This window comes from Klebsiella huaxiensis, assembly GCF_003261575.2.
GTDB lineage: Bacteria > Pseudomonadota > Gammaproteobacteria > Enterobacterales > Enterobacteriaceae > Klebsiella > Klebsiella huaxiensis.
Genome location: NZ_CP036175.1, coordinates 3,874,866 through 3,889,477, shown reverse-complemented (window position 1 = coordinate 3,889,477; position 14,612 = coordinate 3,874,866). Strand labels below are relative to the sequence as shown.

The window sequence follows — 14,612 nt, the reverse complement described above, 5'->3', positions numbered from 1 at the left end:
TGGTGGTCCTACATTAGGAGCAGAAGAGGCTCCCGCGTCGGGAGTGACGCACATTAAGGAACAACAATGAAAAAACTCGCAATCACCTGTGCATTACTGTCCGGTTTTGTCGTAAGCCAGGTATGGGCGGATGCCGCCAGCGATTTAAAAAGCCGCCTTGATAAAGTGAGCAGTTTCCACTCCAGCTTTACGCAGAAAGTGACCGATGGCAGCGGTAATGCCGTACAGGACGGACAAGGTGACCTGTGGGTCAAGCGCCCCAATCTGTTCAACTGGCATATGACTCAGCCGGACGAAAGCGTACTGGTTTCCGATGGTAAAACCCTGTGGTTTTACAACCCGTTTGTTGAGCAGGCTACTGCCACCTGGCTGAAAGATGCGACCAGCAATACGCCGTTTATGCTGATTGCCCGCAATCAGGCCAGTGACTGGCAAAACTACAACATCAAACAGAACGGTGATGATTTTATTCTGACCCCGAAAAGCGGTAGCGGTAATCTGAAGCAGTTCACCATCAACGTGGGTCGTGACGGCACGATTCATCAGTTCAGCGCCGTGGAACAGGACGATCAACGCAGCAGCTATCAGCTGAAATCGCAACAAAATGGTGCCGTCGATGCATCTAAGTTCACCTTTACGCCGCCGCAAGGGGTTACGGTGGACGATCAACGTAAGTAGAGGCGAACGTGAGCAATCTGTCGCTCGATTTTTCCGATAACGCGTTTCAACCACTGGCCGCTCGTATGCGGCCAGAAAATTTAGCACAGTACATCGGCCAGCAGCATCTGTTGGCACCCGGTAAACCTTTGCCGAGGGCAATTGAAGCCGGGCATCTGCACTCCATGATCCTGTGGGGACCGCCGGGTACCGGAAAAACTACGCTGGCTGAGGTCATTGCCCGCTATGCCAGCGCCGACGTAGAACGCATCTCGGCAGTGACCTCCGGCGTGAAAGAGATCCGTGAGGCCATCGAGCGGGCGCGTCAAAACCGCAACGCAGGCCGCCGCACGATCCTGTTTGTCGACGAAGTTCACCGTTTCAATAAAAGCCAGCAAGATGCTTTTCTGCCGCATATTGAAGACGGGACCATCACCTTTATCGGCGCGACAACGGAAAACCCGTCCTTTGAACTCAACTCTGCGCTGCTATCGCGTGCGCGCGTCTATCTGCTGAAATCACTAACCGGTGACGACATTGAGCAGGTTCTCGATCAGGCAATGAGTGATAAAACCCGAGGCTACGGCGGGCAAAATATAGTTCTGCCGGACCAGACGCGCAAGGCCATTGCCGATCTGGTAAACGGTGATGCGCGCCGGGCGCTGAATACTCTGGAAATGATGGCCGATATGGCCGAAACCGATGCTTCCGGTAATCGAGTGCTGAACGTTGAGTTGTTGACTGAAATTGCCGGAGAACGCAGCGCGCGGTTCGATAATAAAGGCGACCGTTTCTACGATTTAATCTCCGCACTACACAAATCGGTTCGCGGGAGTGCACCGGACGCGGCCCTGTACTGGTATGCGCGAATTATTACTGCCGGTGGCGATCCGCTGTATGTGGCTCGGCGCTGTCTGGCGATAGCTTCGGAAGACGTCGGCAATGCCGATCCGCGGGCGATGCAGGTCGCCATTTCCGCCTGGGACTGCTTCACCCGCGTCGGCCCGGCTGAAGGCGAGCGGGCGATTGCGCAGGCGATTGTCTATCTTGCCTGCGCGCCAAAAAGCAACGCAGTTTACACGGCATTTAAAGCGGCGATGGCTGATGCTCGCGAGCGCCCTGACTATGATGTACCGGTGCATTTGCGTAATGCACCAACCAAACTGATGAAAGAAATGGGCTACGGGCAAGAGTATCGCTATGCGCACGATGAACCCAATGCTTATGCCGCGGGAGAGCAGTATTTCCCGCAGGAAATGGCACAAACACGCTATTATCAGCCGACAAACCGGGGGCTGGAAGGCAAAATAGGCGAAAAGCTCGCCTGGTTAACCGAACAGGATCAAAATAGCCCGATAAAACGCTACCGATAATTGGGGCGTTGCGGTAAGGTTGTCACAATATTTCCGTGGTCGCATCTGCGGCCATTTTTCTTTATTAATTCGATAAGCACAGGATAAGCATGCTCGATCCCAATCTGCTGCGTACCGAGCCAGACGCAGTCGCAGAAAAACTGGCACGCCGGGGCTATAAGCTGGATGTAGATAAACTTCGCGCTCTGGAAGAGCGTCGTAAAGTTCTGCAGGTTCAAACTGAAAACCTGCAGGCGGAGCGCAACTCCCGATCGAAATCCATAGGCCAGGCGAAAGCGCGTGGGGAAGATATCGAGCCATTACGCCTGGAAGTGAATAAGCTCGGTGAACAGCTCGATGCTGCGAAGGCCGAACTGGATACACTACTGGCGGAAATCCGTGATATCGCGCTGACTATCCCTAATCTCCCGCACGACGATGTTCCGGCCGGTCGCGATGAAAACGATAACGTTGAAGTTAGCCGCTGGGGTACGCCGCGTGAGTTTGATTTTGACGTTCGCGATCACGTGACGCTGGGCGAAATGCACGGAGGCCTGGATTTTGCCGCCGCCGTGAAGCTGACTGGTTCCCGTTTTGTGGTAATGAAAGGCCAACTGGCTCGCCTGCATCGCGCGCTGGCGCAGTTTATGCTGGACTTGCACACTGAACAGCACGGTTACAGCGAAAACTATGTTCCGTATCTGGTTAACCAGGACACGCTGTACGGCACCGGCCAACTGCCAAAATTCGCAGGCGATCTGTTCCACACCCGCCCGCTGGAAGAAGAAGCCGATAGCAGCAACTACGCGCTGATCCCGACGGCGGAAGTCCCGCTGACCAACCTGGTTCGCGATGAGATCATCGACGAAGACGATCTGCCGATCAAAATGACAGCGCATACCCCTTGCTTCCGCTCTGAAGCGGGCTCCTATGGTCGTGACACTCGCGGCCTGATCCGTATGCACCAGTTCGACAAAGTCGAAATGGTACAGATCGTGCGTCCGGAAGATTCAATGGCGGCGCTGGAAGAAATGACCGGGCATGCGGAAAAGGTTCTGCAATTGCTGGATCTGCCGTATCGTAAAGTGGCTTTGTGCACTGGTGATATGGGCTTTAGTGCATGCAAAACCTACGATCTGGAAGTGTGGGTTCCGGCGCAGAACACCTACCGTGAAATTTCTTCCTGCTCCAACGTCGGGGATTTCCAGGCGCGTCGTATGCAGGCTCGCTGCCGCAGCAAGTCTGACAAGAAAACTCGCCTGGTGCACACGCTGAACGGCTCTGGCCTCGCGGTCGGACGTACGCTGGTTGCCCTGATGGAGAACTATCAGCAGGCTGATGGTCGCATCGAGATCCCGGAAATTCTGCGTCCGTACATGCGTGGCCTCGAATTTATCGGCTGATTTTTAGACACTCTTCTCAAAAGCGCCTTCAGGCGCTTTTTTTTTACCCCCTTCTTGATACCGGGCAATAATCGCCTCAGTGAATACGAAGATACTCCCTTTGGATTAACCAGTATAAAAAACTAATAAAGGCTAATTTCTTTATATATTAATCTATATAACGGTTTTCAGTTAATTGTGAGCAACCAAAGCGAGTATTTATGAAAACCAAAACCCCCGATGCTTTACTGGCTGCCGAGGTGAGCCGGCGTGGTTTAATGAAAACCACGGCGATTGGCGGGCTGGCGATGGCCAGCAGCGCATTTACATTACCCTTCGCTCGCATTGCCTATGCTGCGGACACCCAAATTCCTGTTAGCGAAACGGTCACCTGGAGCGCCTGTACGGTTAACTGCGGTAGCCGCTGTCCGCTGCGTATGCATGTGGTTGATGGCGAAATCAAATATGTTGAGACCGATAATCTCGGCGATGATAACTATGATGGTCTGCACCAGGTTCGTGCCTGTCTGCGCGGTCGCTCGATGCGTCGGCGCGTCTATAATCCCGATCGCCTGAAATATCCGATGAAGCGCGTTGGCAAACGCGGTGAAGGTAAGTTTGAGCGCATCAGTTGGGAGGAAGCGTTCGATACTATCGCCAGCAATATGCAGCGCTTGATTAAAGACTACGGTAACGAATCGATCTATCTGAACTACGGTACCGGAACCCTGGGTGGTACCTTGACGCGTTCCTGGCCACCGGGGAAAACCCTGATTGCCCGCCTGATGAACTGCTGCGGCGGTTATCTTAACCATTACGGCGACTACTCCACCGCGCAAATCGCCGCAGGTCTGAATTACACTTACGGCGGCTGGGCTGATGGCAATAGCCCTTCGGATATCGAAAACAGTAAGCTGGTGGTGCTGTTTGGCAACAACCCAGGTGAAACTCGAATGAGCGGCGGCGGGGTGACCTACTACCTGGAGCAGGCGCGAGAGAAATCTAATGCCAGGCTGATCATTATCGATCCTCGCTACACCGATACCGGCGCTGGGCGTGAAGACGAGTGGATCCCCATCCGACCCGGTACTGATGCTGCACTGGTTTCCGCGCTGGCGTGGGTAATGATTAGCGAAAATCTCGTTGATCAGGCTTTCCTGGATAAGTACTGCGTAGGCTATGACGAGAAAACGTTGCCGGAAGGTGCGCCAGCCAATGGCCACTATAAGGCCTATATTCTCGGTCAGGGCAAAGATGGTATTGCGAAAACCCCTGAGTGGGCATCGACGATTACCGGCATCCCGCAGGCGCGTATTGTACAATTGGCGCGTGAGATTGCTGGTGCCAAGCCTGCCTACATTTCCCAGGGCTGGGGACCGCAGCGTCACGCCAACGGCGAGTTGGTTTCCCGTGCAATCTCTATGCTGGCGATTTTAACCGGTAACGTCGGGATCAATGGTGGGAATACCGGCGCGCGTGAAGGCTCTTACTCGTTGCCGTTTGAACGTATGCCGACGCTGGAAAACCCAGTTGAAACCAGCATTTCCATGTTTATGTGGACCGATGCTATTGAACGCGGGACCGAAATGACCGCGCTGCGCGACGGCGTGCGCGGCAAAGATAAGCTCGATGTGCCCATCAAAATGGTCTGGAACTATGCTGGTAACTGTCTGATAAATCAGCATTCAGAAATCAACCGTACTCATGAAATTCTGCAGGATGACAAGAAGTGCGAGATGATTGTGGTGATTGATTGCCATATGACCTCGTCAGCGAAATATGCCGATATTTTGCTACCTGATTGTACGGCCTCAGAGCAGATGGATTTTGCCCTCGACGCCTCCTGCGGCAACATGTCTTACGTGATTTTTGCCGACCAGGCGATCAAACCTCGCTTTGAGTGCAAGAACATCTACGACATGACGACGGAACTGGCAAAACGCATGGGCGTTGAGCAACAGTTTACGGAAGGGCGTACTCAGGAAGAGTGGTTACGTCATCTCTATGAGCAATCCCGTAAAGCGATTCCTGAGCTATTGCCGTTTGATGAATTCCGTAAACAAGGAATGTTCAAACAGCGCGATCCTGAAGGGCATCACGTAGCCTACAGGGCTTTCCGCGAAGATCCTGCGGCTAACCCGTTAACCACTCCGTCAGGGAAAATCGAAATTTACTCTGCACAGCTAGCGGAGATTGCCGCGACCTGGGAGCTAAAAGAAGAAGACGTTATCGATCCGCTGCCGATCTATAGCCCAGGGTTCGAAAACTATAACGATCCTTTGACTAAAAATTATCCGCTACAACTTACCGGTTTCCACTACAAAGCTCGCACCCACTCAACCTACGGCAACGTTGATGTACTGAAGGCTGCTTGCCGTCAGGAGATGTGGATTAACCCACTTGATGCGAAGAAACGCGGGATCGCCAATGGCGATCGTATCCGTATTTTCAACGACCGTGGTGAAGTGCATATCGAAGCTAAAGTGACGCCGCGAATGATGCCTGGCGTTGTCGCGTTGGGAGAGGGGGCCTGGTACAACCCGGATGCAGGTCGCGTGGATCAGGCGGGCAGCATTAACGTGCTGACCACCCAACGCCCGTCGCCGCTGGCGAAAGGCAACCCATCGCATACCAACCTTGTCCAGGTTGAAAAGCTGTAAGGAGTGACCGATGACAACTCAATATGGATTTTTTATTGATTCCGCCCGTTGCACCGGTTGCAAAACCTGCGAACTGGCTTGTAAAGACTACAAAAATCTCACGCCGGATGTGAGCTTCCGCCGCATTTACGAATACGCCGGTGGCGACTGGCAGGAAGATAACGGCGTCTGGCAGCAAAACGTTTTTGCCTACTATCTCTCTATCGCCTGCAACCATTGTGAGGATCCGGCCTGTACCAAGGTTTGTCCAAGCGGTGCGATGCACAAGCGTGAAGATGGTTTTGTGGTGGTGGATGAAGATGTGTGTATCGGCTGCCGCTATTGCCATATGGCCTGTCCGTACGGTGCGCCACAGTACAATGCGGCGAAAGGGCACATGACTAAGTGTGATGGTTGCCATGAACGCGTAGCCGAAGGCAAAAAACCGATCTGCGTCGAATCTTGTCCGCTGCGCGCGCTCGATTTTGGCCCTATTGAAGAATTGCGTAAAAAACACGGTCAGTTGGCTGCCGTTGCGCCGCTACCTGCCGCGCATTTCACTAAGCCAAGCATTGTAATAAAACCTAACGCCAACAGCCGTCCGTGTGGTGATACCACCGGCTATCTGGCCAACCCGAAGGAGGTGTGAGATGGGGAGTGGATGGCATGAATGGCCGTTGATGATTTTCACGGTTTTTGGGCAGTGCGTGGTGGGCGGGTTTATTGTACTGGCCCTGGCGCTAATGAAAGGCGACTTATCGCGTGAACAACAGCAGCGAGTGGTGTGGAGTATGTTTGGCCTGTGGGTGCTGATGGGGATTGGTTTTATTGCCTCCACGATGCATCTCGGATCGCCAATGCGTGCTTTTAATTCGTTGAATCGCGTGGGTGCTTCGTCGTTGAGTAATGAAATCGCCAGCGGGGCGATTTTCTTCGCCATCGGCGGTATTGGCTGGCTGCTGGCGGTGGTCAATAAACTCCCGTCGGGACTGCGTAACCTCTGGCTGGTCGTTACCATGGTGCTGGGCGTTATCTTCGTCTGGATGATGGTGCGTGTGTATAACACCATCGATACGGTACCTACCTGGTACACGATCTGGACGCCGCTTAGCTTCTTCCTGACGATGTTTATCGGCGGCCCGCTGCTGGGATATCTGCTGCTGCGTTTCTCGGGAGTTAATGGCTGGGCGATGCGTCTGTTGCCTGCAGTAACTTTGCTGGCGCTGGTGGTTAGCGTGACGGTGGTATTGATGCAGGGGAGCGAACTGGCAACAATCCATAGTTCCATACAGCAGGCCTCGGCTCTGGTGCCGGATTACGGTTCGCTGATGGCATGGCGCGTGGTTGCGCTGGTGCTGGCGCTGGTTTGCTGGGTTGCCCCACAACTTAAGGGATATCAGCCTGCATTACCGCTACTGGGGCTGGCATTTGTGCTGGTACTGGTTGGTGAGATGATTGGTCGTGGCGTCTTCTATGGCCTGCATATGACCGTAGGGATGGCTATCGCCAGTTAATGACCTTTATCGCGCCAGAAATAAGTACTCTGGCGCGATAAAAAGTGCGGTCGATTCATGAAATATTTCTACTGATATTCCCGCCTCTGTTTTCTAATAAATTAATAAAAACAATGGAATAATATAAATAACGATTCTGTTGCCGACTCGCTGGATAAAAAACTTCTATCGTTCGCCCGCAAACCCCGCGATGCCTGATTTGTGGTGGATTGACAATGTTTGCGGCAGTGGCATGATGCGCACGAAATCTGAACTCCATCACGGTTTATATCCATGACCATCTACACCCGGCCAGTGCAAATGTTGCTCTGTGGCCTGCTTTTATTGACCCTGGCGATAGCGGTTTTAAATACGCTCGTCCCGCTTTGGCTCGCCCATGAAAACATGCCTACCTGGCAGGTTGGGATGGTGGGTTCGTCCTATTTCACCGGCAACCTGGTGGGAACGCTGTTGGCCGGATGGGTGATTAAGCGTCTGGGTTTTAACCGTAGCTATTATCTGGCATCGATGATTTTTGCCGTTGGCTGCGTGGGTCTTGGTATCACCATTGGTTTCTGGACGTGGTTTAGCTGGCGTTTTATAGCGGGCGTGGGCTGCGCGATGATTTGGGTGGTGGTTGAGAGCGCGCTGGTCTGTAGCGGCACCTCACGTAGCCGTGGTCGCCTGCTGGCGGCGTATATGATGATTTATTATGTTGGCACGGTGCTGGGCCAATTAATGGTCAGCAAACTGCCGACGGATTTGATGAGCGTACTACCGTGGGTGACGGCGCTGGCTCTGGCGGGCATTCTGCCGCTGCTGTTTACCCGCGTGGCAAATCAAGCTGATGAGCAGCATGAACCCGCGCGTATCTGGCCAATGTTAAGGCTGCGACAGGCGCGTCACGGAGTTAACGGCTGCATTATCTCCGGTATAGTCCTCGGTTCATTGTACGGACTGATGCCGCTATGGCTGAACCATAAGGGCGTCAGCGATTCGGGTATCGGCTTCTGGATGGCGGTGATGGTGAGTGCGGGTATCGTTGGGCAGTGGCCAATTGGTCGACTGGCCGATCGCTATGGCCGTCTGATGGTCCTGCGCGTTCAGGTTTTTGTGGTGATTTTGGGCTGTCTGGCGATGTTGAGCCAGGCCGCAATGGCGCCTGCGCTGTTCGTGCTTGGCGCTTCCGGCTTCACGCTCTACCCGGTCGCTATGGCCTGGGCCTGTGAAAAAGTGGAACGTCATCAGCTGGTGGCGATGAACCAGGCGCTGTTGATGAGCTACACCGTTGGTAGCCTGCTTGGTCCGACGCTTACCGCCATGCTGATGCAAAATTTCTCAGACAATCTGCTGTTTATCATGATTGCCAGCGTCTCCTTTATCTACCTTCTGACGCTGCTGCGCAAGGCCGGACATCATCCGACGCCGGTGGCGCACGCCTGATTCAAGCAATAGTCAGGGGATACATCCCCTGACTATTGGTGAGAAGCGATAAGCGCCGCAAACTGGGCTTTATCCTGAACTGTAGTGAATTGTTGTAGCCTGTCCCCCTCATCCAGCCAGCACACTAACCGCTGGATCGTTTGAATATGCTGTTCGCTATCCGCTGCCGCCAGCACCACTATCAGCCGTATACCGGGATAGCCGGGAAATTCAACGCCTTCTTCGCAACAAAGCAACGAAAGTACACTGCTCTGGCTTAACACGCCTTCTTGCGGACGCGCGTGCGGTAGCGCAAATTCCGGGCTGAGTATGTACCAGGGGCCGTGTTGTTCCGTGGCACTGATAATTGCCTGAGCATATTCCGAGGTGATTTTTCCTTGCTGCTCCAAAGGGTGGCAGGCGAGCTGAATGGCATTGCGCCAGTCCAGCCCGTTACTGGCAAACTGACAGGCGGAAAATAACGCATTTTCCATATTGGACCTCTTTAATAACGGAGCCGATCGGCAACGCGATCGGCTCGCGTGATGGTTAACGAAGCGCGTTCAACAGCGCCTCGCCCGAGATACCATATTTCGCTTTCAGTTGCCTGCTATTACCTGATTCAGTAAACGTATCCTGCGTCCCCAGTCGTGCAAGACGGGCAGGGTGAGCCGCCTGAGCCATGGTTTCAGCAATCAATCCACCGAGCCCACCGTTTACGCTGTGATTTTCCAGCGTGGCGATGAGCGGGCAGTCTTCGACCAGCTGATAGAATGCCTGCTGATTGAAAGGTTTGAGCGTAGCCACATGGATTAGCTTGCCCTTTTTGCCGCTGGCGAGCAGTTTTTCGTAGCCGTCGGTAGCCTGCTCGAGCACGGTTCCTTCGAAGATAATGGCGAAATCGTTGCCGCTGTCGGCGATGGCGGCGATATCGGTCACCCGCGGGATCGCGCTCTTATCGCGAACCGGCATCGGCTCTCGCGCGACGCGGATATAGACTGGCCCATTAATTTTCGCGGCTTGTTCAAAGGCTTCGGCAATTTCTTCGGCATCAGCAGGCGTCAGAATAGTTAAGCCAGGCAGTACGCGGGTTAACGCCAGATCTTCCAGTGCGTGATGCGATGCGCCGTCCGGGCCATCATCCATGCCGGGATGGCTGCCGACGAGCTTAATATTCGCTTTGGCATAACAGGCCTGCCGCAACTGAGTCCAGGCGGTTCCGGTTACGAACATCGCAAAGTTGACATAGAAGGGCATAAAGCCCTCCAGCGCCTGACCGACCGCAAAGCTCATAGCAGAACCTTCCGCAATGCCCATTTCGAAAAAGGCCTCAGGGTAGATTGCCTGAAACTGGTCGGTACGCGTTGAGCTGGCTAAGTCGCTGTCAATGGCAACGACAGGATAGCCTTTTTCTCTCAGGGCAATCAGGGCATTACCGATCTCATCACGGGGTGCTTTCATCACTGTAACTCCTCCATTGCCTGCTGATATTGTTCTTTACTCGGGGTTTTTGAGTGCCAGTCGCCGTTGTTTTCCATGTAGCTGACGCCGGAACCTTTCGTGGTGTGTGCCACGATGGCAATTGGCTTGCCTTTCAGATGGCGGGATAACATCAGGGTGTCGGCCACCTGATGCATATCATTGCCGTTATGAAGCTCAAGTACGTGCCAGCCAAAGCCGCGGATTTTATCCGCCAGCGGTTCGAGGTTAACGACTTCGTTGACTGGATCGTGAGAAGAGAAGCCGTTGTAATCGATAATGGCAACCAGGTTATCCATCTTCATATGCCCGGCCTGCTGCAAGGTTTCCCAGATCTGCCCTTCATGCATTTCACCATCGCCAATGATGGCAAATACCCGGTGCGGATCGTTGTGCCGCTTTTTTGCCGCTGCCATACCGAAAGCAATAGACAACCCCTGACCCAACAGGCCGGTTGTTGCATCGACATCCGGCAGCGATTTTATGCTGGGGTGTCCCTGCAGACGCGAGTTGATCTGGCGGAACGTACTAAACTCGCTGCGATCGATTTTCCCTTTTTGGTATAGCATGGCGTACTGCGCAGCGACGGCATGCCCTTTGCTCATCACCACTCGCGAACGCGGAGAGGCTGTCAGATCGACTTCTTGATAATAGAGCCAGGTCAGAATATCGATGATCGATAACGCTCCGCCTGGATGACCGATTCCGGACTCGTAAATCATGGTGACTATCTCGCGGCGAGCGGCGAGCGCATGAGATTTCAGTTCATCAATGTTCATGTTTTTTCCTTCTTATGGCAGCATTTTACCGATGTAGTACACAACCAGGCCCAGGGCAACGAAGTCGGTTTCCGGGAAGCTGGTGCCTGACAGACCCACGGACTCCATAATCGGGTAAATCAGCGCTGGGCCAATGCCGATGAGGATCCCGGTGACGAAGCTTCCCGCAATCGCACCTTTCCAGCCGCCAGAGGCATTACCAAATACCGCTGCGGTGGCGCCGATGAAGAAATAAGGAATGGCTACGGGGATAATGACGGTTTGCCCCAAAATCGCGAGAAAGCCCATCACCACCAGCCCGCCAACAAACGAAGAGATAAATCCCAGAACCGTGGCGGTGGGGGCATACGGGAAGACCACTGGACAGTCGAGCGCGGGTTTGGCGTTAGGAATAAATTTCTCCGAGATCCCGAGGAAGGCCGGAACAATCTCTGACAGCAGCAGACGCACGCCGGTAATAATGATGTACAGCGAAGCGGTGAAGGTCAGCGACTGGAAGAGTGGATAAACCAGCCAGTGCATACCACCTGCTGCAGCGGTTACCGCCTCTTTCCCGGCAGCGAGCGCGGCGATGTAGTAGAAAATACTCACCGAGATCGACACAGAGACGATGTAATCCTTAAAGATCCCCAACCAGCCGGGAAGGTTCAGCTTTTCGGTGGATTGTTTAGGATCGCCGACCTTCGAGCCGATCCAGCCGGATGCGGCGTAAGCCAGGGTCACGTAGTGCCCCATCGCGATTTCATCGTTACCGGTGATCTTTCGCATCCAGGGTTGTGCAATTGCCGGATAAAGACAGGCCGCCAGACCTAATAACACGGAACCGACAATAATGGTCGTCATGTCGCTATAGCCGAGCGCTTTCAGCGTGACGGTAAGCAGCGCAGAGAGATAAAGGTTATGTTGTCCGGTCAGAAAGATGTATTTAAACGGCGTGACGCGTGCAAAGAACAGGTTCCAGCCAAAACCGATCACCATGATAAGCGATACGCACATCGCGAATTTGGTTTGCGCCAGCCCGGTTAGTGCTTCCGCGAGCGGCATAACACCTTTTAAACCAAATCCATCGCTAAATAACGTCTGAAAATTACCCAGAGAGGTCACCGCGAGCCCGGCACCACCGGCGAACACCAAAAAGCCGACGATAGTTTTGAAGGTGCCGGAAAGGACTTTTTCAATCGGCTTACGTTGGATTAACAAGCCGATTAACGCGATAAAGCCAACTAAAAGTGGGGTTACACCCAGAATGTCGAATACAATAAATCTGAGGAGATCCATATTGCCTCCGGGAGAGGTTAGTTGCTTTGGACGACGTGAGTGAGAGCAGATTCCATTTCTTCACTATTCATCAGATCGGTAATGCCGATAGCTCTGAATCCGGCAGCTTCGACTTCATCGGTGAGATCGCGCATAGTGATGACGAAATCAATGTCTCGCCAGGTCCTCAGACCCGAAAGGACATCGTGTTCCAGATCGATATCCCAGCCATGTTTGTCGATAATTTTTTGGGCTTTGATTTTGAGCATTAACGAGCTACCCATACCGGTACGACAGACTATGAGACCTTTCATGAGATGTTCTCCTGTTTGTAAAAATAATTATTTTTATTTGTTTGTGTGAGATAATAATTATTATCTTTACCGCAGAACGAAAGATGTGACTGTGTTTGCATTTTGAGCAAATAAGGCAAAACATGAGCCAGATAGACAATAACTTGTTGATAAGCATAAGAAATGGAGCTTCGGGGTTAAGCCCGATACTGGAGAAAGTCGGCCGCTTTATTACGGAAAATCCTGATTTTGTGATGCGTCACACTATTTCAGAACTGGCTGACTCCATTGATACCAGTGAGGGGAGTATCACCCGTTTTTGTCGGGCTTTCGGCTTTAAAGGCTTTTCGGATTTCAGAACGGCGCTGGCGATGGAGCAGGGGGCTGCGCGCTCAGAAGACAATGGCAATGAAGAGATCGCACCAGTACTGGCGAGCATTCGCGATAGTAATGCCATTGTCGATAACCAGGAGCTGAAAGCTGCGGCAGACTGGCTTAATTCGCTGAATAACATTGCTATTTATGCTGTAGGTACGGCGGTGCCGGTCGCGTTGTTCCTGCAAATGAATTTAATCAATATGGGTAAAGCGGCAAGTTTTGTCGATCGCTCTTATCCAGCGGCGATGCCGCTGCTGGCTGATAATCAAAAAATCGGCATTATTGTCATTCATACCGAGCAGGCATCGGCGGACATGATGCAGGCCCTGTCTCTGGCAAAACAGCAGGGGGTTAAAATATTATCGCTAACGCGTGGGACGTTTACGCCGTTAGCCCGCCTGTCTGACTGGAACCTTCAGGCAGCCGTTGCTTTACAAGGGGAAGGTGAATCCGGATTTGCAGAAATTGCGGGCGCAATGATGGTGGCTGATCGGATCCTGAGTGCGCTGGAAGAGCAGGATGAACGCTATGCCGAATACCGCAAAGCGCATCAGAAGCGGATTTTCTCGATTGAAAGCGTGGCGAATAAGCTGTCGGAATACTTTATGTCCTGATGCTTATTTCATGCTGAAGAAAAACCCGGTAGCACAAGGTCTACCGGGTGATGGCTTTGTGTTTAGTACATCACCTTGTGACCGTACTGTTCGAGAATACCCTTCACGCGCTCCATCGTTTCTTTCTTCGGCGGATGGACGCCATCCAGCTTGTACTCTTCGCCCATCGCTACCCACTTATGTTTGCCTAATTCGTGATACGGCAGTAATTCGATTTTTTCGACATTGCCCATGTCACGGGTAAACTCGCCCAGACGATGTGCGGAATCGTCATCGTCGGACCAGCCGGGGACAACAACGTAGCGGATCCAGACGTTAATGTTTTTATTGGATAGATAGCGCGCAAACTCCAGCGTACGGTGGTTAGAAACACCAACCAGATTCTGGTGGATTTCGTCGTTCATCTGTTTGAGATCGAGCATCACCAGGTCGGTCACTTCCAACAGTTCATCAATAACCGGGTCGTAGCGGCGAACAAAACCATTGGTGTCGAGACAAGTATGAATGCCTTCTTTCCTACAGGCGCGGAACCAGTCGCGAACGAATTCAGCCTGCAAAATAGCTTCACCGCCGGATGCTGTCACTCCGCCTCCGGAAGCGTTCATGAAGTGGCGATAGGTCACCACTTCTTTCATGAGCTCTTCAACGGTGATCTCTTTACCTCCGTGGGTATCCCAGGTATCACGGTTATGACAATACAGGCAGCGCATCAGGCAGCCCTGGAAGAAGGTGATAAAACGGATCCCCGGGCCATCGACGGTGCCACAGGATTCAAAGGAGTGAATGCGACCAATAGTTGACATTGCAGTGATATCTCCAGATTCGGCCCGTTCGGGGCCTGTGGATGCACAGCTCAAACCGGCTGTG

General features: G+C 52.9%; 14 protein-coding genes. 8 read left to right on the top strand and 6 right to left on the bottom strand.

The window, feature by feature from the left end; translation table 11 throughout:
• The first annotated feature begins 66 nt into the window (after positions 1-66).
• The 7 genes from lolA to DA718_RS18640 all read left to right on the top strand — a co-directional run bounded on the left by lolA (position 67) and on the right by DA718_RS18640 (position 8,966).
• Entirely contained in the window at positions 67-678 is a 612-nt protein-coding gene (gene lolA / locus DA718_RS18675; protein ID WP_112214654.1) for an outer membrane lipoprotein periplasmic chaperone LolA, read from the top strand.
• Between the two features lie 8 nt (positions 679-686).
• Positions 687-2,030, top strand: a complete 1,344-nt coding sequence (gene rarA / locus DA718_RS18670; protein ID WP_112214653.1) for a replication-associated recombination protein RarA — start codon at positions 687-689, stop codon at positions 2,028-2,030.
• An 89-nt stretch (positions 2,031-2,119) separates the two neighbouring features.
• Positions 2,120-3,412, top strand: a complete 1,293-nt coding sequence (gene serS, locus DA718_RS18665; protein WP_112214652.1) for a serine--tRNA ligase — start codon at positions 2,120-2,122, stop codon at positions 3,410-3,412.
• 200 nt (positions 3,413-3,612) lie between these two features.
• Positions 3,613-6,051, top strand: coding sequence for a dimethylsulfoxide reductase subunit A (dmsA, locus tag DA718_RS18660; RefSeq protein WP_112214651.1), 2,439 nt, complete (start codon positions 3,613-3,615; stop codon positions 6,049-6,051).
• Positions 6,052-6,061: 10 nt separating this feature from the next.
• Positions 6,062-6,679, top strand: coding sequence for a DMSO/selenate family reductase complex B subunit (locus DA718_RS18655; protein WP_110275192.1), 618 nt, complete (start codon positions 6,062-6,064; stop codon positions 6,677-6,679).
• A 1-nt stretch (position 6,680) separates the two neighbouring features.
• The gene (locus DA718_RS18650) at positions 6,681-7,544 is read left to right on the top strand and encodes a dimethyl sulfoxide reductase anchor subunit family protein (protein WP_112214650.1); all 864 of its coding nucleotides are present in this window, start codon (positions 6,681-6,683) and stop codon (positions 7,542-7,544) included.
• Between the two features lie 273 nt (positions 7,545-7,817).
• Positions 7,818-8,966, top strand: coding sequence for an MFS transporter (locus tag DA718_RS18640; protein WP_112214648.1), 1,149 nt, complete (start codon positions 7,818-7,820; stop codon positions 8,964-8,966).
• Positions 8,967-8,998: 32 nt separating this feature from the next.
• Here the strand turns inward: DA718_RS18640 and DA718_RS18635 are convergent, their stop codons facing one another.
• From DA718_RS18635 to DA718_RS18615, 5 genes are read right to left on the bottom strand one after another with little or no spacing between them, the layout of a single operon-like run.
• Positions 8,999-9,439: a PTS sugar transporter subunit IIA gene (locus DA718_RS18635; RefSeq protein WP_112214647.1), complete on the bottom strand. Its 441-nt coding sequence runs from the start codon at positions 9,437-9,439 to the stop codon at positions 8,999-9,001.
• 55 nt (positions 9,440-9,494) lie between these two features.
• Positions 9,495-10,406 (bottom strand): transketolase family protein, encoded by a 912-nt coding sequence (locus DA718_RS18630; protein ID WP_112214646.1) that lies wholly within the window; start codon positions 10,404-10,406, stop codon positions 9,495-9,497.
• Entirely contained in the window at positions 10,406-11,203 is a 798-nt protein-coding gene (locus tag DA718_RS18625; RefSeq protein ID WP_112214645.1) for a transketolase, read from the bottom strand. The genes DA718_RS18630 and DA718_RS18625 overlap by 1 nt, the downstream gene beginning before the upstream one ends.
• 12 nt (positions 11,204-11,215) lie before the next feature.
• Positions 11,216-12,481 carry a PTS ascorbate transporter subunit IIC gene (locus DA718_RS18620; protein ID WP_112214644.1) on the bottom strand — a complete coding sequence of 422 codons (1,266 nt, stop codon included), beginning with the start codon at positions 12,479-12,481 and terminating at the stop codon, positions 11,216-11,218.
• Between the two features lie 17 nt (positions 12,482-12,498).
• Positions 12,499-12,774 (bottom strand): PTS sugar transporter subunit IIB, encoded by a 276-nt coding sequence (locus tag DA718_RS18615; RefSeq protein ID WP_112214643.1) that lies wholly within the window; start codon positions 12,772-12,774, stop codon positions 12,499-12,501.
• 122 nt (positions 12,775-12,896) lie between these two features.
• Between DA718_RS18615 and DA718_RS18610 the strand changes: the two genes are divergently transcribed.
• The gene (locus tag DA718_RS18610) at positions 12,897-13,745 is read left to right on the top strand and encodes a MurR/RpiR family transcriptional regulator (RefSeq protein ID WP_112214642.1); all 849 of its coding nucleotides are present in this window, start codon (positions 12,897-12,899) and stop codon (positions 13,743-13,745) included.
• A gap of 62 nt (positions 13,746-13,807) precedes the next feature.
• Here DA718_RS18610 and pflA read toward each other — a convergent pair whose 3' ends face one another.
• Positions 13,808-14,548, bottom strand: a complete 741-nt coding sequence (pflA, locus tag DA718_RS18605; RefSeq protein WP_110275174.1) for a pyruvate formate lyase 1-activating protein — start codon at positions 14,546-14,548, stop codon at positions 13,808-13,810.
• Between the last annotated feature and the right edge of the window lie 64 nt (positions 14,549-14,612).